Source organism: Kitasatospora sp. NPDC088391, assembly GCF_044753345.1.
In the GTDB taxonomy this organism is placed as follows: Bacteria; Actinomycetota; Actinomycetes; order Streptomycetales; family Streptomycetaceae; genus Kitasatospora.
In genome coordinates this window covers 580497-600589 of record NZ_JBIVNB010000001.1, presented here as the reverse complement: position 1 = coordinate 600589, position 20093 = coordinate 580497, and the positions used below count along the sequence as shown (strand labels likewise).

Sequence of the window (20093 nt, the reverse complement as noted above, 5' to 3'; positions counted from 1 at the left end):
GCCCCCGCGCCTCCAGCCCCCGCCCCGCCTCCTCCCGCGCCACCGCACGAAAGGCAGCTGTGTCATGGCCGAGCACCGCCACCACTGGGTCCGCACCGCCGGGCCGGTCGCCCGCGCCGACGCCCGCGAGCGGCTCGACCTGCCGCCGCTGCTCGTCGCGGTGAACGCCGACCGCAGGCTGCGCGGCCCCTACACCGCGGTCGGCTCGATCCTGCGGGCGGTCGTCCCGGACGCGCTCGCCCGCTGCCCCGAGACCGTCGCCGGTCACGACATCGAAATCCTCTCCACCACACCGGAGTTGCGCGACCTGGTGCCCGCCACCCGGGAGACCCTGACCTCCCTGGCGGTGCCGAAGGAACGCACCCGCTTCTACTCCGCGCTGCGCACCCTGCGGATCGCCCACGGCCTGGTCGAGTTCCTGGAGGCGTACCTGCGCGTCCTCGACCCCGGCCCGCGCACGCTGATCGTCGACGACGCCCACCGGGCCGACCCCACCGACGCCGAGTTCCTCGCCGTCCTGCTGCGCCGCATCGACCCCGCCCTGCTCACCGTGGTCGTCACCACCGGCGGCGAGCCGCCGCAGCGCCCGGTCGGCCTCGGCGGCGAGGACCTCCCGACCGCCCTCGCCACCCGGTGCGCCGAGTACGTCGAGGCCGCCGGTGCCGCCACCGCCGAGGCGGGAGCCGCCGACGGGGCCGTGTCCGGCCGGGAGCACATCGACCGCGACGGCGTCGGCGACCGCCCGGAGCTGCTCGCCGCGTACCTGGCCCTGCCGTCCGACGAGCGGGCCCGGCTGCACGACCTGCGGCGGGCCGAGCTGGAGACGGCCGGCGAGTCCTCGCTGCGGCTGGGCGCGATCGCCTGGCACGCGGAGCACGGCAGCGACCCGTCCGGCGCCGGGGCCGACGTCCTGCGCCACGCCCTCGACCACTGCATGGACCTCGGCTACTACCACGCCGTCCTCGACCTCGGCGAGCGCGGCCGCCGCCTGGTCACCCACGAGAGCCACCCGGACCACTGGTGGGCCTTCACCACCAAGATGACCACCTCGTACGCCGCCCTGGGCCTCGCCGACGAGGCGCTGCCGCTGTACGACGAGGCGCGGGCGCTCAGCAGCTCGCCCGAGGTCCACATGCAGGCCGCCTACGCCACGGCGATGCTGCACACCCGGCACTTCGAGGCCGACCGGCGCGACCACCAGTTGGCCCGCAGCTGGGTCAACCAGGCCATCGCCTTCGCCAAGTGGCACCCCGAGCCGAAGGAGCGGGAGGCCCGGGTGGTGTTCAACCGCAACGGCCTCGCCCTGATCGAGGTGCACCAGGGCCGCCTGGACGAGGCGCTGTCCCTGCTGGACGCCTGCATCGCCCGGCTGGACGAGACCCTGGAGGACCACGAGCACACCCTGCACCGGTCCGTGCTGCGCTACAACCGCGCCCAGGTGTACGCGGGCCTCGGTCGGCAGGCCGAGGCGGTGGCCGACTACACGGCCGTGATCGAGTGCGACCCCAACTACGCCGAGTACTACTTCGACCGGGGCATGCTCTGGCGCGAACTGGGCGACCCCGAACGGGCGTTGGCCGACTACGACCGGGCGATCCGGCTCTCGCCGCCGTTCCCCGAGGCGTACTTCAACCGGGCCGACGTGCTGGCCGAGATGGGCGACGCCGAGGCCGCCGCCGCCGACTTCGGCTACGTCCTCCAACTCGACCCGGGGTTCGCCGACGCCCGGCTCAACCGGGCCGCCCTGCTGATCGAGTCGGGCCGGTACCCCGCCGCCCGGGCCGAGATCCTGGCCGGCCTCGACGCCGCCCCCGACAGTGCGCAACTCCTCTCCCTCAAGGGCCAGTTGCTGGCCGCCGAGGGCGAGGCCGCCGCAGCCGCCGCAGCCTGGGACGCCGCCCTCGCCGTCGACCCCGGCTACGCCCAGGCCTGGGCCCTGCGCGGTGAACTCCGGTACCAGGAGGGCGACCTGGACGGTGCGGGCACCGACCTGGCCCGCGCCGTCGAACTCTCCGACGACCCCGGCATGCGGTTCAACCTGGCCGTGGTCCACCACGACGCCGGACGCTACGGGGAGGCGCTGCCGCTCCTCGACGAGGTGCTCGACGCCGTCGAGGACATGGACGCCCGCCTGCAGCGGGCCCGTTGCCTGATCGGCCTGGACCGGGCCGACACCGCCCGGCAGGACCTGCTCGCCTGCCTGGCGGCCGACCCGGACGCCGCCGAACAGGTCTACGCGCTGATGCCGGAGTTGGCCGGGGCCTGACCCGGCCCGGGGGCCACCTGACCCGGTCCGGGGCCCGGCGGCCCCAGCTCCGCGCGGACCCGGCGGCGGACGTGCGCCACCGCCGGTGAACCCGCGTACGCCGCAGCCACTTTGACCAGCCACGCGGTCTCCTCGGGCACTCCGGCCGCCACCGGGTGCGGCCCGCACCGGGCGCCCGGGCCGGCGGCGAAACGCTGCCCGGCCGTCGCCGCCTCCAACGCGGCGGCGATGGCCGCGGCCTCGACCGTGGCCGCCAGCCGCTCCGTCCCGACCGCGCGGACGGGGCCGACGGAACCGGGGGAGCGGAGCAGCCCGGGCGCGCAGAGCGGCCCCAGCGAGCGGACGGCGTCGGGGCCGCCGACGGCCTCGCCGACCCAGAGTGCCACCGCCGGATGCAGGTGCGGCCGGAGCGCCAACTGGCCGTCCCGGATCTCGATGATCCGCCGGTACAGCGCGAACCGGGCGTCCTCGCCGCGCCGACCCGGCCCGTCCGCGAACTGCCCGTCCGGGGCAACGAGTTCGATCTCCGGCAGGGCGGTCCGGAGCGCCGACCAGAGCGGGCCGAGCCGACGGTGGTCGCGCCGGGCCCGCAGCCGTCCGCCCCAGTCGGCCCAGGCCGCCGCCGTCGCACCCGCCAGCCCCAGCGTGACGCAGAACGCCGCCGCCACCGCGGAGACCGCGCTCTCCGCGCCGTTCTCCCGGCCCGTGCCGAGCACGTCCGCCAGGTCGCGCAGGTTGTCCGCCGTCCACAGCAGGCCCGCCAGCGCGCCGAGCGTCATCAGCCGCAGGCCCAGCCGCAGCACCCCCGGCGGCAGGCAGCGCGCACAGCGTCCGATCAGCACGCCGAACACCGTCAGGCACCACGCGGCGTGCAGGGCGAACAGCACGATGTACACCCCCAGCACCGGCCGCCCCGCCTCCGCGACGCCCAGCGCCGACCCCGACCGGACCGGCGCGGCGGCGGTGAAGACGGCGACCCCCAGCGCGACGGCGGCGGTCGTCAGGACGGCCTGCCGCCGCAGGGCGCGCCGCGCCGCCCCGGCGGGCCGGGTGGAGAGCGCCATCATGGCCAGCGCCCCGGCCGCCGCGGTCTTCAACTGGTCGGCCAACAGGGTCAGATGGGCCGGATCGGGAAACCCCCCGGACAGCGCCGCGGCCGTGCCGGGAGCGCTGGCGAGCATCCCCGCCCCGATCAGCGCCCCGCAGGCGTAGCCGTAGCGCAGCGCCCGGTCCGAGCGGCGCCCGTGGTCCAGCAGGACCTTCCAGAGCGTGCCCAGCAGCGCGACCGAGGCGGCGGACCAGCAGAGCGCCGAGACCACCCCGTCACCCACGGCGGGCCGCGCCGAGCCGTAACGGCCGACCGAACAGGTGGCGCAACCGGCCCACCTGGTCGGCCAGTTGCCCCACCGCCGTCGAGCGCGGGCGGTGCACCGCGCGCTGCAGGGCGAGCGAGGCGACGAGTTCCGCCTCCTGCTCCTGCCGCTCCGTGTACCCGGACCGGCCGAGCACCCGGCGCACCAGTTCCTCCGACAGCCCCGGGGTCAGCACCTGGGCCACGGTTCCGCTCAGCCCGGCACCCTCCGAGCACCCGGCGCCACCGGTGCTCCCGGGGCTTCCGGCGTTCCCGGTGTGGCCGCAGAGCAGGTGCCCGATCTCGTGCAGCACGATGTGCTGCTGGTGCAGCGCCGTGGTGTCGGCCGGGTAGCCGATGTAGTCGGCCCGGTCGGTGCTGATCAGCACCCCGCACGGCGAGTGGTCCGGCCCGGAGAGCGGCACCAGTTCGATCGGCCGGCCGCGCCGCAGGGCGAGCGCCCGGGTCAACTCCGTTATGCCGAACGGCTCGGGGAGCGGTATCGACTCCGCGACCCCGCGACATCGCTGCCACAGCAGCGCCTGCTCGACCCCACCCGGATACCCCACGATTCGCCCCCTGGCTGTCGACCGGGAGGTGATACTACGGACGCGGCCACCCGCTGGGAATCCACCCGGCGGGCGACGCCGCGTCACCTGCTGCCGGCCTCGCGGCGGGCGATCGCCTCGATCATGTCGCTGATCGTGCCCAGACCTTCGGGCGACAGCGTCACCGCGCGCAGCGCCACCTCGCGCACCCCCGCGTTGCGCAGCGCCCCGAGCAGCGCCAGCTCCTCGGTGATCCGGGCGCTCTGCCGGTCGTCGAAGAAGTACACCGGCGGGACCTGGAAGAACTGCGCCAGCGCCTCCAGGTGACGCTTCGTCGGGTTGTCCCGGCGGCCGGTCCGCAACTGCCAGACGTACGTCGCCGAGAAGCTCTCGCCGGTCGCCTCCCGGCAGGCCCGGGCCACCTCCTCGTGGCTGTACTGCTCCCGGTCGGGGCGGCGGACCACGTCGAAGAGCCGGTCCAGCTTCGCCGCGAGCGTGGACGCCCCGGCTTCGGGTTCGGACTCGGGCACGGCGCACCTCACCTCTCACCCCGTGCCCACGCTCGGTGCGTGCACAGGTGGACCACTCGCGACGGGCCCTCATCCTAGTTGTTCGCCCGCCCCGCGAGCAGAGGGGACGGCGGTTGCCGGGCGGCGCCGGGCGACGCAGGGCGGGCCCGGTGGACCTGGTGGGCGGGACGGCGTTCGGGACGGCGTGCGAGGTGCTGGGCGAAACCGGTTGCGGGGTCGGCCCGGTGGCTGGGACGGTGCGGGTTCCCGGACAGGCGGCGAGGCTGGAATGACGATTTACTTCTACGGCGAGGACGAGGCCCCCTACGGCTGCTTCTCCAACTTCTCCGCCCACGGGTTCGAGTTGGACGGGCAGTTGTGGCCAACCTCCGAGCACTACTTCCAGGCTCAGAAGTTCCTCGGCACCCGCCACGCCGAGCAGGTCCGCAGGGCCCGGACGCCGTTGCGCGCCGCCGAGTTGGGCCGCGACCCGGCCCGGCCGTTGCGGCGGGACTGGGAGCGGGTCAAGGACGACGCGATGCGCCGCGCGGTGGCCGCCAAGTTCCGCGCGCACGCGGACATCCGCGCGATCCTGCTGTCCACCGGCGACCGGGAGATCGTCGAGGACACCGGCACCGACCACTACTGGGGCCGCGGCCGGACCGGCACCGGGAAGAACATGCTCGGCCGCATCCTGATGCGCACCCGAACCCGGCTCCGCGACGAGGCCGACGAGGCCGACGAGACCCGCGGCCGCGCCGACCGCTGAGCCGGGCGTGGTGGACCGGACGGCCACCCCTCCCGATCCGGGGGCGCAACGGAAGGCGCAGGGGCGCCAACCCGTCACCGTTCGTGGAAGTTGACGTATCGTCAAAAAGCGGGCGTGCCCGGCCCGGACCGGAGTGGCGCCGGGGCCGATTGGGGGAGCGGCCCCCGGGTATGCGCGGTGGACGACGAACAGGGCCGAGGTGGAGTCGTGGCCGCCATGGAGAGTGTGCACGCATACCGGATCGCCGTCCCCGGGCGGCCGGGGGCGCACGCCCCGCAGTCGACGGTGGTGGTGTACCGCTCCGAGGAGACCACCCCGGAGGGCCTGGCCGTCTACCTGGGGGAGGGCGGGCTGCGGGTGGCGGTGCACGGGGCGGTCGCCCGCTTCCTGGAGCCGTACCCGGAGGGCCTGGGCCACCCGTACGGCTACGCCTGTCCCCTGGCCACCGACTGACGGCCACCGACTGACAGCCACCTGTTGACGGCCGACGGCCGGTACGGGGTGCCGGGATGAAGCCGTCGCGGGCGGCGCGGAGTGGCGGGCGCGGCGTACGGCGGGGGCGGGGCGGGTATCCCCTCCGGGGGAGTGCGGAGTCCGGGGAGCGGGGGCGGGATGGGCGCGGGGGGTTCCGGCCGGCGATTCGGCCCGCAGGACTTCTGGGCGGGACTGGCCGTGATGGTGCTGCTGTTCGGCGGGATCGTAGTGTGGGCCCTGCTCTCGCCGCCCAGCGAGTACCGCTGCGACAACTCCAACTACCCGACCGGCGGATGCACGCGCATCCAGCAGGAACCGGCCCCGACGGGCTCGGCCTTCCGGTGCCCGACCGACTGGTGGGAGTACCGTCGCCTCGACCGGGCGGCCGCTGCGGGCTGTGCGATGACCCGGCCGTCTCCGCTGCCGTGCCCGACCACGCCCGACACCTACTGGGTGGCGCAGGGCGAGGAGGCGCTTCCGCCGGGCTGCTCCTACCCGCGGCCGCCGGTGGTGTCGCCGTCCGCGCCCCCGTGGTCGCCCGGTCCGTCGTGACGGCCGACCGGACCTGCAAGGCCGAGGGCCGGATGGGAAAGCGCTTTCCGGCACGCTCTGCGGTCTGACGGCTGTTCAGGTACGGAGGGTCAGGCGGTGTCCGCCCGGCGGCCCGCGAAGGCGTGCACCAGGGCGCGGTCGAAGGCGGGCAGGTCGTCCGGCTTGCGGCTGGAGACCAGGACGTTGGGACCGTTCGAGCAGACCACCACCTTGCGGTCGACCCACTCCGCGCCCGCGTTCGCCAGGTCGGTGCGCAGGCTCGGCCAGGAGGTGAGGGTGCGGTCGCGCACCACGTCCGCTTCGATCAGCGTCCACGGGCCGTGGCAGATCACCGCGACCGGCTTGCCCGCCTCGAAGAACCCCTTGACGAAGGCCACCGCGTCCGGGGCGGTGCGCAGGAAGTCCGGATTGGCGACGCCGCCGGGCAGGATCAGCGCGTCGAAGTCGTTCGCCGAGACGGTCGGGACCGTCGCGTCCACCATGAACGGGTCGGCCCGGTCGAGGTGGTGGAAGGCGCGGATCTGCCCCGGCTCGGTGGAGACCAGTCGCGGGGCTCCACCGTGGTCGAGGACGGTCTGCCAGGGCGAGGTCAGCTCCACCTGCTCGGTGCCCTCGGGGGCGGCCAGGAAGGCGACGGTGAGCCCGGCCAGGTCTTCGGCGCCCGCGCCCGCGCCGGCGCGGGTGTCGGTGTCGGCGCCGCTTCGCGTGGACGGTTCGCTCGGCTGGTTCATGGTGGCTCCCCGCAGGAGTGGCGGATTCCCTGTCGGGGCGCGTCTGACCGGTCATGAATATCGGTAAACCACCATGAAATATGTATATCGGTCAATCGGCCGGAATAGTCTGAAGCTGGGCAAGGGTCAAGGGCGGACGGAACGGAGATGAGGGCACGGTGGAGGACGGGCACGCGGACGAGCGGGCTGCGCTGGAGGCCACCGTCGACCGGATGCGCACCGAGCTGGAGGGCCTGCGCATCGCGATGCGGACCCGCGCCGTGATCGAACAGGCCAAGGGCGTCCTGGTGGAGCGCCTCGGCTGCACCCCCGAGGAGGCGTTCCGGGAACTCGGCCGCCGCTCCCAGCAGGAGAACCGCAAGCTCGCGCAGCTCGCCGCCGACCTGGTCGCTGCGGCCGCCCCGCGCCCGGCCGCCCGCCCCGTCGCGGAGGACGGCCCCGGGGCGGGAGTCGGCTCCGGCCACGACCCCGGCCTTCGGGAGAGCGGCGCTCCCGCGTCCGGCGCCCCGGAGGCGGAGCCGGACGGCACCGCGGCGGAGCGTGCGCCAGGTGTCGGGCCGGACGCCCGGCCGAGTACGGGGGAGGGGGCGGAGGACGACGAGGCCGCGCTCGCCACCAGGTTCCACCTGGCCGCCGCCGCGCTCGCCACCGCCGCCGGGCCCGACGAACTGGCCGAACGCCTGTACCGGGCGGCCCTCGCCCCGCTCGGCGCGCAGGCGCTGGCCCTGGCCGTGCGCGAACCCGACGGGGCGCTGCGGCTGGTCGGCGCGCACGGGGTGACGGCCCGTCGGTTCAGTCAGTGGCAGCGCATCCCGCCGCAGACCGGCCTGCCGATGACCGAGGCGGTCCGCACCGGGCGGCCGGTCTGGGTCGAGGACCGCACGAAGTTCGCCGCCCGCTACCCCGACCTCGGCGGCGACGACCTGGTGCCGGGGACGGCCGTCTGCGCCCTGCCGATGCGGACCGGCAGCCGGCTCCTCGGCGCGCTGAAGATCGGCTGGTTCCGACGCCACCGACCCGGCCCGGCCGTCGAGGCGCACCTGGCCGCGCTCGCCGACCTCGCGGCCGACGCGCTGCTGCGGCTGACGTCCGCCCCGCCCGACGATCCGACCGGCGCTCGGTCCGGGACCGCCCCCGCCCCCGCGCCGCTCGCGGAGGTGCTCGCGGAGGCGCTCGACCCGGCCGGCACGCCCTGGTTCCGGGCCGCGCTGGACGGGCTGCTGGACCCGGTGCTGGTGCTCCGCGCCATCCGGGGGCCCGGGGGCGCGGTCGCCGACCTGCTGGTCGAGCACGCCAACGCCGCCACCGTCGACCTGGCCGACCGGGACGCCGCCGACCTGCGCGGACGGCGGCTGTCCGAGCTGTACCCGGGCATGGTCTCCTCCGGCGTCTTCGACCTGCTGCGCGCCGCCGCGGCCGAGGCCGTCCCCTACCGGGGCGAGGCCGCGCAGCAGCACGTGGAGACCGTCGGCGGCAGCGCCCGGGCCAGCGCGATGACGGTCTGCGCGACCCCGTTCCAGGACGGCCTGCTGCTCACCTGGCGGGCCCACGACGACCAGGACCGGCAGCTCGCCCAGGTCTCGCAGGCCGCCCGGCTGGCCCGGATCGGCACCTGGGAGTGGCGGCCCGGCGAACGCGAACTGTCCTGCTCGGCCGACGTTCCGGCCCTGTTCGGCGCGCCCGGCGGCACCAGCTCCTCCGGCGGCACCGACTCCTTCGGCGGCACCGACTCCTCCGGCGGCATCGGTGCGCCGGGCAGTGCCGGTACCTCCGGCGGCGCCGGACGGATCGACCCGCGCGCCGCGCTCGCCGCCGTCGCCCCCGCCGACCGGGCCGCCGTCCGGGCCGCCGCGGACGAACTGCTGGCCGGCCGGACCCCGGCCACCGTCGACTTCGCGGTCCGGGCCGCCGACGGCTACCGCAGCCTGCGCGTCCTCGGCGAGGCGACCGTCGCCGCGGACGGCCGCCTGCTCGCGGTCGGCGGCGTCGTCCAGGACGTCACTCCGTGGCGGCGCGCCGAGCAGGCCCTCAGCGACACCCGGGGCCGCCTCGCCGACCAGCGCCGCCGCACCGGCGACGAGCAGCGGATCGTCCGCTCCCTCCAGGAAGCCCTGATGAACGCGCCCGGCGGACGCCCCGTCAGGGGAGTGGAAAGCGCTTTCCGCTACCTTCCCGCCGAACGGGAGAGCAAGGTCGGCGGCGACTGGTACGAGCTGCTCGACCTCCCCGACGGCACCCTCCTGCTGGCCGTCGGCGACGTCTCCGGGCACGGCTTGCCGGCCGCCGCCGCGATGTCCCAACTCCGGTACGCCCTGCGGGGGATCGCCTACGACGGTGCCCCGCCCGACCGGGTCCTCGACCGGCTGAACCGGCTGCTCTGCCACCAGCGGGTCGACCACCTCGCCAGCGTCGCCGTCGCCCGGCTGGAACCCCGCACCGGCCGACTCGTCTGGGCCCGGGCCGGCCACCTGCCGCCCGTCCTGCTGCACGCCGGAACCGTCCGCCCCCTCGAACCGCCCCCCGGCATCGTCCTGGGCGTCGCTCCCCGGGCCCGCTACACCACCGCCGAACAGCACCTCGCCCCCGGCGACCGGCTGCTGCTCTACACCGACGGCCTGGTCGAACGCCGCGGCACCGACCTCGGCACGGGCGTCGACCGCCTGCTGCGCGCCTGCGCCGACTACCGCGCCCCCGGGCTGGAGGGCCTGCTCGACCACCTGCTCCGCCGCCTCGACGCCCCCAACCCGTTCGACGACACCTGCCTGCTGGCGATCGGCCTGACGGCGGACGGCCTGACGGCGGACGGGGAACCCGGGGCCCGAGAACCGGCGTAGCTCGCCGGTGAACGGGACGGTGGCGGGGCGGCGTCGTGACGCGGGTGTCGGCGCACCGGAAGCGCCGGTGCGTCCGCTCGCGCCACGGCAGTTCGGAGGTCGACCGCGCCGTCCCTCGGCGGTGGGTGTGGCAGGCTGCCCGGAGCGGCCCGCTCGGTTCGGGCCGGTCCGGCGAACGGGGGGCGGAGTTGTACGTGCGGTTCCAGGCGACGGAGCCCAATCGGCGCGGGACCTTCCCCGGGGTGTTCGCGCTGGTCAACGGGCTGGCGGCGGACGGGGCGCTCACCGCCGGGCAGGAGGCGTTCCGGCGGGCCGGCTACGACTGGTACGACGCGAACCTCGTGAACCCCTCCCACGTCGACCCCGCGGTCTACGACCGCGAGCTCAACCTCGGCGCGGAGGCCTGGTTCAAGGCGTCCGCCCACCGTCATCTCGCCCAGGTCGACGGGTACTTGCAGATCCTGGCCGCGCACGGGGTGGGGTGCGAGACGCTCCGCTCCGCCGACCCGGGGGAGGTCCGCTACGAGGACGAGCACCAAGTGGTCGTCGTCCCGTACGGCCGCCCCGCCTGAGCCGTTCACCTCCGGGAGGTCACGGGTTCCGGCGGTGCTGCTGGGCGAGCCAGGTGTGGTCGGCGATCGCGGCGGTGACCGCGGCGCGGTACTTCGCGGCGTCCGGGCCGGTGTACAGGTTGCGCCGGTGGTACGGGGACTCCTCCCGGTAGGGGGCGCTGTGCTGGATGCGGGCGGCGAGGCGGGACAGGGCGGCGTGGCCGCCGGTGCGGTAGGTCTCGGTCTCGGCGTCGTCGAGGCGGATCAGGACCGAGTCGTCGATCACCGCGCTGTAGCTGTACCGGGCGTCGAGGTGGAGGACGCCCCGTTCCTCGACCAGGAACCAGGCCCCGGGTTCGTGGTCCACGTAGCGCATCGCGTCGCGGGCCCGCGCGACCCGGGCCGGGTCGCCCCACTGCTCGACGGGCGGGACCGGTTCGAGCGGGCGTCGGCGCGCGTCGTTCAGGACGTGGTGGGCGAAGGTCGGGGCGGAGTCGCGGTACAGGGTGAGGCAGACGACCCGTCGGCAGGCCCGGCAGGTGAGTTGGCTCTCCGCCCGCTCCATCAGCCCCGAGGCGTGCAGCGCCAGGAGGTCGGCGAGCGGCACCCGGTGGGCGTCCTCGGTGAGCAGGCCGGCCGTGAGCGCGGCGGTGAGCGCGTCGACGGTGCCGGCCGGGTCGACGGGGCCGGTGGTGGTGCCGGCGGTGGTGCCGACGGGGTCGGGGCCGTCGGCGCTTTCGCGGACCCGGCGGACCAGGAGGTGGCTGCAGGCGGGGCAGTCGTCGTCCTCGGGACGGCAGGCCAGGCCGGGCTGCTCCGGGGTGAAGGTGAGGCCGAGGAGGCGGCCCGGTTCGTTCCAGCCGCGGTCGTCCGCGAAGCGGGGCCGCGCGTACCCGGCGGGGGCGAGGGCGAAGTACGGCGTGCCGAGCCCCGCGAAGCCGGGCCGGGCCCCGAGGGCGGCCGCCAGCACGTCGAGGGTGGCGTCGTCGGCCGCGCCCGCGACCCACTCCGCCAGGTCGAGGCCGCGCGGGGCGGTCGGCGTCGGCGCCAGGTGCAGCAGGACGGCGGCGACCACGTCGTCGTGCAGCACGATCTCGCCGCCGGACGCGAACGCCAACCGCCGTGCCAGGTAGGCGGGTTCGCCGACGGACCGCTCCCGGACCGCCGCCGGGACGCCCCCGAACGCCTCCGCCAGCCGACGGGCGGCCGGCCCGTCGGCGGGGGCGCCGAGCGCGTCGAGGACGAGGGACAGCCGGGCACCCGGTGGTTGCTGAGTCACCGGACCATTGTCGGTCTTACCGGTGTCGGTCGTACCGGTGACGGTCGCGGCGGACCGGTGCGGGGACGGCCGTTCAGGCGTGGGCGGGGGCGGGGGTGCCGGCCGGGACGGGCATCCCGGGGCAGCGGGTGGCCGGTTCGGCGGCGACGTGCTGGAGCCAGCGCACCGCGGTCTCGCGGCCGTTCGCCAGGGTGAACAGCTCCGGCCCCTCGGCCGGGGCCAGCCCGGCGCCCTCCAGGGCCCGGCCGCTCGGCGCGTTCATCCGTTCGTGCCCCGCGCGGAGCACGGGCAGGCCGAGGTGGGTGTGGCCGAAGTGCACGGCGGCGCGGAACAGTTCGCTGCCCAGCCGCTCGCCGCGCGCGTGCGGCGCCAGCCAGCCGCCGAGTTCGCCGTGCTCGGGGTGCACGTGCGCGCACCCCGCGTAGCGCCCGTCGTCGGCGCGTACCGCGACCAGCCAGCCGCCCTCCAGGTCGCCGGGCAGCAGCGGCTCCGCCAGCAGTCGCTGGAACAGGGGTGAGGAGCGCAGCGAACCCGGGTCGCCCGGCCGGACCTGCACCAGCGCCTCGCGGACCCGCGCGTCGGCCACCACGCTCTCCGTCCAGCCGAGCCAGTGCTGCGCGACCGGGTCGGACGCGGCCGCCAGCGCCGCCGCGAGGTCCAGTTTGTTCTCCGGGGTGAACAGCAACAGCCGTTCGGTGCGCAGCGCGTGCCGTCCGGACCCGCACGGGCCGAGCGGCGGTTGGCCGGGCGTGGCGCGCCTGCGGCGCAGTCGTGGCCAGACCATGCGTGTGTCGTCCCCCGCCCCTCGGAGCACTGTGCGGCCGGGTCGGCCGGGTGCCGTGCAGGCGGGATTCTACGGGTCCCGCCGGTTACCGCGGAGTCGGGTCCGGGCGGGTCGTCGACTGTTCGTCGGATCGTCGATCCACCGTCAAGTCCCCTTGTCGGACGTCCCGTTCGGCGGTGCGGTGAACGGCGCGGCCCGCGGCCCGCGCGGCGGGTGCGCGGTGGGCCGCCGGGGGTTCACTCCTCGCCGGAGAAACGCTCCCAGGCGGACTGCCGGGTGATCCCGAGGGCCTCGCCGATCCGGGCCCAGGTGACGCCGCGCCGCCGCAGTTCCAGGACCCAGGTGCGCAGGTCGGCGGCCACCTGGTCGGCGACGGCGGCGACCTGTGGCAGCCGGGACAGCGTCTCGGCGTCCGTCAGCTCGCCCCACCTCGGCATCCGCAGCTCGACGGGCCCGGCCGGTACTCCGCCACGGTGGAGCCGGCCGGGTCGACGCACTCGTCGCAGATGTTCCCGCCGGTCCAGGAGGGTGCCGCCCCGTCCACCGCCCTCACCGCCGCTCCTCGCCTGTCGTCCCGGTGGCGGACCGGCCCGACGGGCCGTCAGCGCCGTCGGCCGGGGCCGCAGGGGCGGCGGTGGGGCCGGCCAGAGCGCCCAGCAGGGTCCAGCACAGGGCCCGCAGCCGGTAGCAGCCGCACTGCACCGCGGTCGGCAGCCGCTTCGCCGACGCCGCTCGCACCGCGGTCACCGCCGGCCCGCCCGGGGCCGGGCGAGCACGCTGTCGTCCAGTTCGCGCAGCAGTTCGTCGACCGAGGCGTGCACCTCCAGGGCGCCCGCTCCGCGCAGCTCCTCCGCGGCGACACCGCCGGTCTCGACCGCCACGCACGGCGTGTCCGCCCGGTGCGCGGCCCGCACGTCCCACACGCTGTCGCCGACGAACACCGCCCGGTCGGGGGCGGAGCCGGCCTGTTCCAGGGCGCTGCGCACCAGGTCAGGGGCCGGTTTCGAGGCCGACACCTCGTCCGCGTCGGTCACCGCGTAGAGGGCGTCCTCGGCGTCCAGGGCCCGCCGCAGCACGTCGAGTTCACGTCCCGACGCGGAGGTGGACAGCACCACCCGCCAGCCGCGCCGGGCGCACTCCCGGAGCAGTTCGGCCGCCCCGGGGAAGGCCCGCAGGGCGGGCCAGTGCGCGGCGTACAGCGCGAGGTGCGCGTCCGACAGGGCCTCGTCCTCGGAACGGTCGCGGTCCGTCCCGAGCAGGTGGTCGAGCAGTTGGTCGCCGCCCATGCCGATGGCCCGGTGGATCGGGGCGGCGTCCACCTCGTGCCCGTACTGCCGCAGGGCCTGCTGCCAGGCGAGGGTGTGCAGGTACACGGTGTCCACCAGGGTGCCGTCCACGTCGAACAGCGCGGCCGCGGCCTCTGCCATGCCGACTCCACCTCCCGCCCCGACCCGCCCGGAGCTCTTCCGGCGCGCCGTCCCGTCTACCCCGGTCGGCGCGCCGCACACCCACCGGGAACCGGACACCACGGGCGGCGGTTTCGCGCCACCCCGGCCGGACAGACGCCCCGGGCGGAAGGAGGGCCCGGACGGAAGGAGGGCCCGTGATGCCCGAGGACGGCCGGGGCCGGCACGAGACCCCGAACGAGCGCGCCGACCGGCGCTGGACCGAACTCCTCCAGGAGGTCCGGGTCGCGCAGACCGGCGCGCAGATCCTGTTCGGCTTCCTGCTGAGCGTCGTCTTCACACCGCGCTTCGCCACCCTCGACCCCTTCGACCGCGACCTGTACGTGGTCACCGTCGTCCTCGGCGCCCTCGCGACGGGCGCGCTGATCGCCCCCGTCGCCTACCACCGGCTGCTCGCCGGTCGCCGTCTCAAGGCCGAACTCGTCGACGCCACCTCCCGGGTGGTCACCCTCGGCGTCGTCCTGCTCGCCCTGACCGTGGGCTCCGCGCTGCTCCTGCTGCTGCACCTCGCCGTCGGCCTGCTGCCGGCCTGCCTGATCGTCGCCGCCGTGATGCTCTGGTTCGCCGTGTGGTGGCTGCTGCTGCCCTGGCTGCTCCGCCACAACGGCCGTCGCCGGCACCGGTAGCCCCGGGCCGTGCCCGCCCGGCCTGCCCGACAACCTGGGGACGACGCTCGACGACGGCGATGACGACGCGGGACGCGGAACGGGGAGGGTCGGGGGGGGGGGGGCGGGGGGGGGGGGGGGGGGCCGCCGCCCGCGCCCGGGGGGGGGGGGGGGGGGGGGGGGGGGGGGGGGGGGGTGGCCCGCGGGGGCCGCGCCGGGGGGGGCGGGGGGGGCCGCCCCCCCCCCCCCCCCCCCCCCCCCCCCCCCCCTCCCCGTTCGGGGTCAGCGCTTGAAGGCGCCCTTGACCTTGTCGACGCCCTCCGCGATCCGGGCCTTCGCCTCGTCCGCGTCCTGCTTGACCTGGGCCTCGGCCTGGTCGCCGCGCCCCTCGTGCTCCAGGCGCTCGTTGCCGGTCGCGGAGCCGGCCTTCTCCTTGGCCGCGCCGACGGCTTCCTCGGCCTTGTGCTTCAACTTGTCGGTTGCGTTGCTCATGGTCGTTCCCTCCAGGGGATCAGCGGACGGGGTGGTCCTGACGGGGTGTCAGTGGGTGAAGCGGTGCCGCGGCCGGGGGCGGGGCGGCTGTGCGGTCGGGAGGCCCGCGGTGGCGTCGAGGTCCGTCGTCCCGCCGCCGCGTTCCGCGACGGTCGGCGCGGCCGTGACCGGCTCGGCCGGGCGGCGGTGACGGCGGTGACGGCGCACCCTGCCGCCCATCAGGGCGATCCCGGCGCAGAACAGCAGGGCGAGGGCGAGTCCGGTGAGGAACGCGCCCAGGGTGCTGACGGTGGCGAGGTGGTGGCCGAGCACGGACACGCCCGTCTCGGGCCCGCCGCCGAGGTTGTCGGCGATCAGCAGCCCCGCGAACGCGCCGGACGCGGCGAACAGCAGCAGTCCGAGCAGCAGCATGGTCCAGGTCCTTTCGCTTGCTCCGTGTCGTGCCCCGGGTCGGACAGCGCCTGCCCGGACGGAAGCGGATCAATCGATGCAATGGAGACCTATTTCCCTGGCCCGCGCTCAGACGTCCACGGCGTCCACGGACAGCGCGGCGGCGGGCCCGCCCGTTCGTCCGGGGCGGGTGCCGGGTCCGGCGGTCATCCGGGCCCGGGCTGCGGCTCCGGGTCGGGGTGGGGGACGGGGTGGTAGGGCGGGCCGTGCGGGTCCGGGGGTTCCGGGGACGGCACCGGGGCGGGCGGCCGGGGATCGTGCGGGATCGGCGGTGCCGGGTCCGGCGGGACGGGGGCGGGGCCGAGCGGCGCGGGCGGGTCGGTGGGCCGGGGCGGGGCGTCCGGCGGGTCCGGCGGGCGGACGTCCGGGTCGGCGGGCATCGGGATCGTCATCGTCCTCACCGCCCCAGGGCGCGTTCGAGCTGCTGCTTGTTCATCGTGGAGCGCCCCTTGATGCCGCGCTGCCGGGCCTCGTTGTACAGCTGGTCGTACGTCGGGCCCTGCGCGCCGCGGTGCGAGCGCTTGCCGCCGCGGTGGCCCGAGGACACGTCGTGGGTCGAGCTGCGGCTGGCGGTGCGGCTCTCGCCGTGCCGGGCGCGCTCCTTGTTCACCGTGCGGGCGGCGATCTCCGCGGCCCGCTCCTCGCTCGCCCCGCGCTGCAGCTCGCTCTCCTTGATGTGCTCGTACTGGCGCTCCCGCTTGGGGCTCGATCCGGCGGGCATGGCGGACTCCTTTCGTCGCCGGACGGTCCGGACGGTCTACGGCGCGCCTACCCGGGTCGAATCGGATGAATCGGGTCGGTCCGGGTGGATTGGGACGCCCGGGGGCGGGTAGGAGGGGAGTGCCGTGTCGAGTGTCCACCGCCGAGTGGGCAGCATCCGGCGCGGTCGACCCGAGAGGTCGCCCAGCACGGCATGCGAGCCGCGTGCCGGGAGCCGTCGCCTGAAGAAGCCGGGTTTCCACGGTTCTCGCCCGCCCCGTCGTCGTTCCGCCCGGGCCGCCGCCGTCCGGACACCGCAGGGTGTCCCGGCGCACGGCACGCCGCCGCGAGGCACGGGGCAGGTCCCCACCGTCACCCGGGAGATGACTCCCCGTGAACACCCTCTCTCCGTACCTGTCCGACACGGGTACGACCGGCGACGCCGCGACCGGTGCCGCCGCGACGCCCTCGAACGCGGACGGCGTCGACCCGACGTACCGGCCGACCCGCCGCGAGATGCGGGCCATGGGCAAGTACGAGGCCCGCGAACTGAGCGACGCGCTGTTCCGCCGGATGGCCCAACTGCCGCGCGAGGACGCCCTGTACGGCTACGTCCGGGGCACCCTGATCGAGCTGAACATGCCGCTGGTGCGGTTCGTCGCCGCCCGGTTCCGGCACCGCCCCGAGGAGTTGGACGACATCCTGCAGGTCGGCACGGTCGGCCTGATCAAGGCCGTCGACGGCTTCGACCCGGAGCGCGGAGTCGAGTTCGTCACGTACGCGATCCCCACCGTCTCCGGCGAGATCAAGCGGTTCTTCCGCGACACCTCGTGGCCGCTGCGGGTGCCGCGCAGCGTGCAGGAACACTACCTGGCCGCGGCCCGCGCCTCCGACCGGCTGGAGCAGGAACTCGGTCGGCTGCCCGAACTCTCCGAACTCGCCGAGGAGTTGCACCTCAGCGAGGCGGAGGCGGCCGAGGGGCTGGACGCCGGGCGGCTGTGCCGGTGCGACTCGCTGGACGCGCTGCGCGACGACGGCTCCGAGGACGCCGGGAGCGCGCTGGTCGACCGGCTCGGCGACTGCGACCCGGCCCTCGAACTCGCCGAACTGCGCGTCACCGCCAAGCCGTTCATCAGCCGGCTGCCCGAACGCGAGCGCACCGTACTGCTGCTGCGCTACTGGGGCGGGCTGACCCAGAGCGAGATCGCCGCCGAGATCGACGTCTCCCAGATGCACGTCTCGCGCATCCTGGCCGCCACCCTGGCCGACCTGCGCGAGCGGATCGAGGGGCGGGCGGGGCCGGAGGGCGAAGGAGAACGGGGAGGGGAGGAGGGAAGGGGGAGCGGTGGGAGTGGGCCGGAGGCCCTGTGCGAGCGGATCGAGGGGCGGGCGGAGTAGGAGGGCGAAGGAGGACGGGGAGGGAAGGCGAGACAGGAACAGGAAGGGGAGAGCGGCGGAGGTGTGGGGCGGGGAGCAGGGTGAGGGGTGGCCGGGCAGGCCCCGTCGATTGGGGCGGGGGCGGTCGGGTAGCCGCACCGGGGTGGGGCTCGCAGGCTGGAGGGGGCCCGTGCCGGACGGCAGGAGGCGCAGGAAGTGGCCGGAACCGTGAATGCCCAGCCCGTTGCGGGCGCACCGCTCACGGTGGTGCTGCGCCGTCTTCCCGGGGCCCTGGTGGTGCGGCCCGAGGGGGAACTCGACCACGACAGTGTCGGTCCGCTCCGGGAGGCCCTGGAGAGTGCCGTCGCCGATCCGCCGGGCCGTCTGGTGGTGGACTGCGCGGGCCTGAGCTTCTGCGACTCCACCGGCCTCAACCTGTTGCTGCGCGCCCACGCCGCCGCCCGGCGGGTCGGTCTGTCCCTGCTGCTGGCGGGGCCCGGGCCGGTGGTGGCCCGGATGCTGGGGATCACCGGTGCGGACGAGGTCCTGTCCGTGCACCCCGGTGTCGACGAGGCGCTCGCCGCCCCCGCGGCGCCGGACGGGGACGGCGGCGAAGACGCGGGGGAGGAGCGATGACCGGCCGCCCCGCCGGTCCGGTCGGCCCGGCCCCGGCCGGCGTCGACCGGCGCGGCCTGCCGCTCCCGGGGACGCCCGGCACCGTCGCCCTGGGCCGGGAGTTCGTCCGCGGCGCGCTGCGCGCCTGGGGCTGGCTGCCCGCGGAGGAGGACGGCTCGGGGGTGGGCGGCGCGTCCCGGCGGCCGGACGACGCCGTCCGGACCGCCGCCGAGGACGTGCTGCTGATGACCAGCGAACTGGTCACCAACGCCTGCCAGCACGCGACCGGCCCCTACCGGCTGGAGTTGAGCCGGCGCGGCCCGCTGGTGCGGGTCGAGGTCCGGGACGGCGACGACCGGCCGCCGGTGCTGCGGTCCCCGCAGGTCAGGGCCCGGCCGGGCGGTCACGGGTTGCGGGTGGTGGACCGGTTGTCGGCCGCGTGGGGGTGCGAGCCCGTGGCGGGGGGTGGGAAGCGCGTGTGGCTGGAGGTCGTCCGTCCTCCGGCGGAACCCTGAGCCGACCGGTGTCGCAGCCGCCCCGAGCTGGACGCCCGGCCGGACCGCGCGCTCGGCCTGAGCGCCTCCGACACCGACGACGACACCTGCCCGATCGCGAGCGAGGTGCTCGGCGGGGAACGCGAAGAGGGCGGCGAAAAGGTTTGGAACGGGACGGATCGGTCAGACGCCCGGCAGGCCCGCAGCGGGCCGTCCGGCCGCCGCCCGTTCCCGTCGGCGGCCGCCCCGGACCGAGGAGGTGCGACCGACATGCTCGCGATGCTGCTGGTACTGCTGCTGATCCTGATCCTGTTCGGCGCCGGATTCGCCGTCAAGGTGCTGTGGTGGGTGGCGATCGCCGTGCTGGTCCTCTGGCTGATCGGCTTCGTCGCCCGCGGCGCCCGTTCGGGGGGCGAGCGCTCCCGCTGGTACCGCTGGTGACGCCGGACACCGCTGACGGCCCGCGGCGCTCCGGGAACGCCCGGAGCGTCCCCGGAGCACGCCTGTGAGCACGCTCCCCGAGAACATCCCCGAGCGCGGAGGAGAACGCACATGAGCACGGTCCAGGAGACCATCGAGGTCGACGTCCCCCTGCACACCGCGTACAACCAGTGGACGCAGTTCGAGGACTTCCCCCGCTTCATGGACGGCGTCGAGGAGGTCACCCAGATCGACGAGCGCCACAACCACTGGCGCACCAAGATCGCCGGAGTGACCCGGGAGTTCGACACCGAGATCGTCGACCAGTTGGCGGACCAGAAGATCGCCTGGCGGACGATCGGCGGTGACGTCCAGCAGAGGGGCGCGGTCAGCTTCGCCCGCCTCGACGACGACCGCTGCGAGGTCCGGCTGGCGATGGACTACGACCCGCAGGGCATCGCCGAACACACCGCCGACACCCTCGGCATGATCGACCGTCGGGTCCGCGGCGACCTGGAGCGGTTCAAGTCCTTCGTCGAGGAACGCGGCCTGGAGACCGGTGGCTGGCGGGGGCGCATCACCCCGTCCTGACCTCGCCGTCCGCCCCGCCGCCCGGCCGCCCCGCCCCGTCCGGCGGGGCGGCCCGCGTGCGCCGGGGGCCTTCCCGGACCCGCTCGCGGAGCGGATCGCCGACCGCGGACGGTGGCGCGGCGGGCGTTCTCGGTCGGGAGGGGGCACGAGTGGTCGGGAAGTGCCCAAACCGTGCCGTTGCCCGTTGCCGGGTGGTGCCCGCCGTTACTGTCGGTCGGGGACGGGTGCCCGATCCG

At 75.8% G+C, this 20093-nt stretch carries 25 protein-coding genes; 12 read left to right on the top strand and 13 right to left on the bottom strand.

Features of this window, described 5'->3' with window-relative positions; translation table 11 throughout:
• Positions 1–64 precede the first annotated feature (64 nt).
• A complete protein-coding gene (locus tag ACIQBJ_RS02545; RefSeq protein ID WP_400702182.1) occupies positions 65–2266 on the top strand; it encodes a tetratricopeptide repeat protein in 2202 nt (733 codons plus the stop codon).
• On the opposite strand, the gene ACIQBJ_RS02540 is transcribed toward ACIQBJ_RS02545, so the two are convergent.
• The 3 genes from ACIQBJ_RS02540 to ACIQBJ_RS02530 form a co-directional block, all read right to left on the bottom strand.
• Entirely contained in the window at positions 2233–3597 is a 1365-nt protein-coding gene (locus tag ACIQBJ_RS02540; RefSeq protein WP_400702179.1) for an MAB_1171c family putative transporter, read from the bottom strand. The genes ACIQBJ_RS02545 and ACIQBJ_RS02540 overlap by 34 nt on opposite strands.
• Positions 3590–4186: a ParH-like protein gene (locus ACIQBJ_RS02535; protein ID WP_400702176.1), complete on the bottom strand. Its 597-nt coding sequence runs from the start codon at positions 4184–4186 to the stop codon at positions 3590–3592. Before ACIQBJ_RS02535 ends, ACIQBJ_RS02540 begins: the two co-directional genes overlap by 8 nt.
• An 83-nt stretch (positions 4187–4269) precedes the next feature.
• The gene (locus ACIQBJ_RS02530) at positions 4270–4695 is read right to left on the bottom strand and encodes an XRE family transcriptional regulator (RefSeq protein ID WP_400702173.1); all 426 of its coding nucleotides are present in this window, start codon (positions 4693–4695) and stop codon (positions 4270–4272) included.
• 268 nt (positions 4696–4963) lie between these two features.
• Between ACIQBJ_RS02530 and ACIQBJ_RS02525 the strand changes: the two genes are divergently transcribed.
• From ACIQBJ_RS02525 to ACIQBJ_RS02515, 3 genes are all read left to right on the top strand, one after another.
• Entirely contained in the window at positions 4964–5443 is a 480-nt protein-coding gene (locus ACIQBJ_RS02525) for an NADAR family protein (protein ID WP_400702170.1), read from the top strand.
• Positions 5444–5659: 216 nt separating this feature from the next.
• Entirely contained in the window at positions 5660–5896 is a 237-nt protein-coding gene (locus ACIQBJ_RS02520; RefSeq protein ID WP_400702167.1) for a DUF6296 family protein, read from the top strand.
• A 159-nt stretch (positions 5897–6055) separates the two neighbouring features.
• The gene (locus ACIQBJ_RS02515) at positions 6056–6469 is read left to right on the top strand and encodes a hypothetical protein (RefSeq protein ID WP_400702164.1); all 414 of its coding nucleotides are present in this window, start codon (positions 6056–6058) and stop codon (positions 6467–6469) included.
• Positions 6470–6558: 89 nt separating this feature from the next.
• Here ACIQBJ_RS02515 and ACIQBJ_RS02510 read toward each other — a convergent pair whose 3' ends face one another.
• Entirely contained in the window at positions 6559–7200 is a 642-nt protein-coding gene (locus ACIQBJ_RS02510; RefSeq protein WP_400702161.1) for a type 1 glutamine amidotransferase domain-containing protein, read from the bottom strand.
• Between the two features lie 158 nt (positions 7201–7358).
• Here ACIQBJ_RS02510 and ACIQBJ_RS02505 point away from each other — a divergent pair, with 158 nt between their 5' ends.
• A complete protein-coding gene (locus ACIQBJ_RS02505) occupies positions 7359–10034 on the top strand; it encodes a SpoIIE family protein phosphatase (RefSeq protein WP_400702158.1) in 2676 nt (891 codons plus the stop codon).
• 194 nt (positions 10035–10228) lie between these two features.
• Positions 10229–10606: a hypothetical protein gene (locus tag ACIQBJ_RS02500; protein ID WP_400702155.1), complete on the top strand. Its 378-nt coding sequence runs from the start codon at positions 10229–10231 to the stop codon at positions 10604–10606.
• Between the two features lie 19 nt (positions 10607–10625).
• On the opposite strand, the gene ACIQBJ_RS02495 is transcribed toward ACIQBJ_RS02500, so the two are convergent.
• From ACIQBJ_RS02495 to ACIQBJ_RS02475, 5 genes are all read right to left on the bottom strand, one after another.
• Positions 10626–11864 carry a hypothetical protein gene (locus tag ACIQBJ_RS02495; protein WP_400702152.1) on the bottom strand — a complete coding sequence of 413 codons (1239 nt, stop codon included), beginning with the start codon at positions 11862–11864 and terminating at the stop codon, positions 10626–10628.
• Between the two features lie 73 nt (positions 11865–11937).
• A complete protein-coding gene (locus ACIQBJ_RS02490; RefSeq protein ID WP_400702149.1) occupies positions 11938–12648 on the bottom strand; it encodes a GNAT family N-acetyltransferase in 711 nt (236 codons plus the stop codon).
• A 236-nt stretch (positions 12649–12884) separates the two neighbouring features.
• Positions 12885–13085: a hypothetical protein gene (locus tag ACIQBJ_RS02485; protein ID WP_400702146.1), complete on the bottom strand. Its 201-nt coding sequence runs from the start codon at positions 13083–13085 to the stop codon at positions 12885–12887.
• 112 nt (positions 13086–13197) lie between these two features.
• Positions 13198–13386, bottom strand: a complete 189-nt coding sequence (locus ACIQBJ_RS02480) for a hypothetical protein (protein ID WP_400702143.1) — start codon at positions 13384–13386, stop codon at positions 13198–13200.
• A 5-nt stretch (positions 13387–13391) separates the two neighbouring features.
• Positions 13392–14075, bottom strand: coding sequence for an HAD family hydrolase (locus ACIQBJ_RS02475; RefSeq protein WP_400702140.1), 684 nt, complete (start codon positions 14073–14075; stop codon positions 13392–13394).
• Positions 14076–14254: 179 nt separating this feature from the next.
• Here ACIQBJ_RS02475 and ACIQBJ_RS02470 point away from each other — a divergent pair, with 179 nt between their 5' ends.
• Positions 14255–14740, top strand: coding sequence for a DUF6328 family protein (locus ACIQBJ_RS02470; protein ID WP_400702137.1), 486 nt, complete (start codon positions 14255–14257; stop codon positions 14738–14740).
• A gap of 261 nt (positions 14741–15001) precedes the next feature.
• Here ACIQBJ_RS02470 and ACIQBJ_RS02465 read toward each other — a convergent pair whose 3' ends face one another.
• From ACIQBJ_RS02465 to ACIQBJ_RS02450, 4 genes are all read right to left on the bottom strand, one after another.
• Positions 15002–15211, bottom strand: a complete 210-nt coding sequence (locus ACIQBJ_RS02465) for a CsbD family protein (protein WP_400702134.1) — start codon at positions 15209–15211, stop codon at positions 15002–15004.
• A gap of 48 nt (positions 15212–15259) precedes the next feature.
• Positions 15260–15622, bottom strand: coding sequence for a hypothetical protein (locus ACIQBJ_RS02460; protein WP_400702131.1), 363 nt, complete (start codon positions 15620–15622; stop codon positions 15260–15262).
• 185 nt (positions 15623–15807) lie between these two features.
• Positions 15808–16053 (bottom strand): hypothetical protein, encoded by a 246-nt coding sequence (locus ACIQBJ_RS02455; protein ID WP_400702128.1) that lies wholly within the window; start codon positions 16051–16053, stop codon positions 15808–15810.
• A gap of 5 nt (positions 16054–16058) precedes the next feature.
• On the bottom strand, positions 16059–16382 hold the full coding sequence (locus ACIQBJ_RS02450; protein ID WP_400702125.1) for a plasmid stabilization protein: 324 nt from the start codon (positions 16380–16382) through the stop codon (positions 16059–16061).
• A 371-nt stretch (positions 16383–16753) separates the two neighbouring features.
• Between ACIQBJ_RS02450 and ACIQBJ_RS02445 the strand changes: the two genes are divergently transcribed.
• From ACIQBJ_RS02445 to ACIQBJ_RS02425, 5 genes are all read left to right on the top strand, one after another.
• A complete protein-coding gene (locus tag ACIQBJ_RS02445) occupies positions 16754–17758 on the top strand; it encodes a SigB/SigF/SigG family RNA polymerase sigma factor (RefSeq protein WP_400702123.1) in 1005 nt (334 codons plus the stop codon).
• A 195-nt stretch (positions 17759–17953) separates the two neighbouring features.
• Positions 17954–18373, top strand: a complete 420-nt coding sequence (locus ACIQBJ_RS02440) for an STAS domain-containing protein (RefSeq protein ID WP_400702121.1) — start codon at positions 17954–17956, stop codon at positions 18371–18373.
• The gene (locus tag ACIQBJ_RS02435) at positions 18370–18867 is read left to right on the top strand and encodes an ATP-binding protein (RefSeq protein ID WP_400702118.1); all 498 of its coding nucleotides are present in this window, start codon (positions 18370–18372) and stop codon (positions 18865–18867) included. Before ACIQBJ_RS02440 ends, ACIQBJ_RS02435 begins: the two co-directional genes overlap by 4 nt.
• A 249-nt stretch (positions 18868–19116) precedes the next feature.
• Complete coding sequence (locus ACIQBJ_RS02430) at positions 19117–19287, top strand: hydrophobic protein (RefSeq protein ID WP_400702115.1); 171 nt, start codon at positions 19117–19119, stop codon at positions 19285–19287.
• A 111-nt stretch (positions 19288–19398) separates the two neighbouring features.
• Positions 19399–19857, top strand: coding sequence for an SRPBCC family protein (locus ACIQBJ_RS02425; RefSeq protein ID WP_400702112.1), 459 nt, complete (start codon positions 19399–19401; stop codon positions 19855–19857).
• The last annotated feature ends 236 nt before the right edge of the window (positions 19858–20093 follow it).

Excerpts from the sequence above, each read along its gene's own strand:
- ACIQBJ_RS02545 (WP_400702182.1), top strand. The coding sequence starts at position 65 with ATGGCCGAGCACCGCCACCACTGGGTCCGCACCGCCGGGCCGGTCGCC.
- ACIQBJ_RS02525 (WP_400702170.1), top strand. The coding sequence starts at position 4,964 with ATGACGATTTACTTCTACGGCGAGGACGAGGCCCCCTACGGCTGCTTC.
- ACIQBJ_RS02520 (WP_400702167.1), top strand. The coding sequence starts at position 5,660 with ATGGAGAGTGTGCACGCATACCGGATCGCCGTCCCCGGGCGGCCGGGG.
- ACIQBJ_RS02515 (WP_400702164.1), top strand. The coding sequence starts at position 6,056 with ATGGGCGCGGGGGGTTCCGGCCGGCGATTCGGCCCGCAGGACTTCTGG.
- ACIQBJ_RS02510 (WP_400702161.1), bottom strand. The coding sequence starts at position 7,200 with ATGAACCAGCCGAGCGAACCGTCCACGCGAAGCGGCGCCGACACCGAC.
- ACIQBJ_RS02490 (WP_400702149.1), bottom strand. The coding sequence starts at position 12,648 with ATGGTCTGGCCACGACTGCGCCGCAGGCGCGCCACGCCCGGCCAACCG.
- ACIQBJ_RS02485 (WP_400702146.1), bottom strand. The coding sequence starts at position 13,085 with ATGCCGAGGTGGGGCGAGCTGACGGACGCCGAGACGCTGTCCCGGCTG.
- ACIQBJ_RS02475 (WP_400702140.1), bottom strand. The coding sequence starts at position 14,075 with ATGGCAGAGGCCGCGGCCGCGCTGTTCGACGTGGACGGCACCCTGGTG.
- ACIQBJ_RS02470 (WP_400702137.1), top strand. The coding sequence starts at position 14,255 with ATGCCCGAGGACGGCCGGGGCCGGCACGAGACCCCGAACGAGCGCGCC.
- ACIQBJ_RS02465 (WP_400702134.1), bottom strand. The coding sequence starts at position 15,211 with ATGAGCAACGCAACCGACAAGTTGAAGCACAAGGCCGAGGAAGCCGTC.
- ACIQBJ_RS02460 (WP_400702131.1), bottom strand. The coding sequence starts at position 15,622 with ATGCTGCTGCTCGGACTGCTGCTGTTCGCCGCGTCCGGCGCGTTCGCG.
- ACIQBJ_RS02455 (WP_400702128.1), bottom strand. The coding sequence starts at position 16,053 with ATGACGATCCCGATGCCCGCCGACCCGGACGTCCGCCCGCCGGACCCG.
- ACIQBJ_RS02450 (WP_400702125.1), bottom strand. The coding sequence starts at position 16,382 with ATGCCCGCCGGATCGAGCCCCAAGCGGGAGCGCCAGTACGAGCACATC.
- ACIQBJ_RS02435 (WP_400702118.1), top strand. The coding sequence starts at position 18,370 with ATGACCGGCCGCCCCGCCGGTCCGGTCGGCCCGGCCCCGGCCGGCGTC.
- ACIQBJ_RS02430 (WP_400702115.1), top strand. The coding sequence starts at position 19,117 with ATGCTCGCGATGCTGCTGGTACTGCTGCTGATCCTGATCCTGTTCGGC.
- ACIQBJ_RS02425 (WP_400702112.1), top strand. The coding sequence starts at position 19,399 with ATGAGCACGGTCCAGGAGACCATCGAGGTCGACGTCCCCCTGCACACC.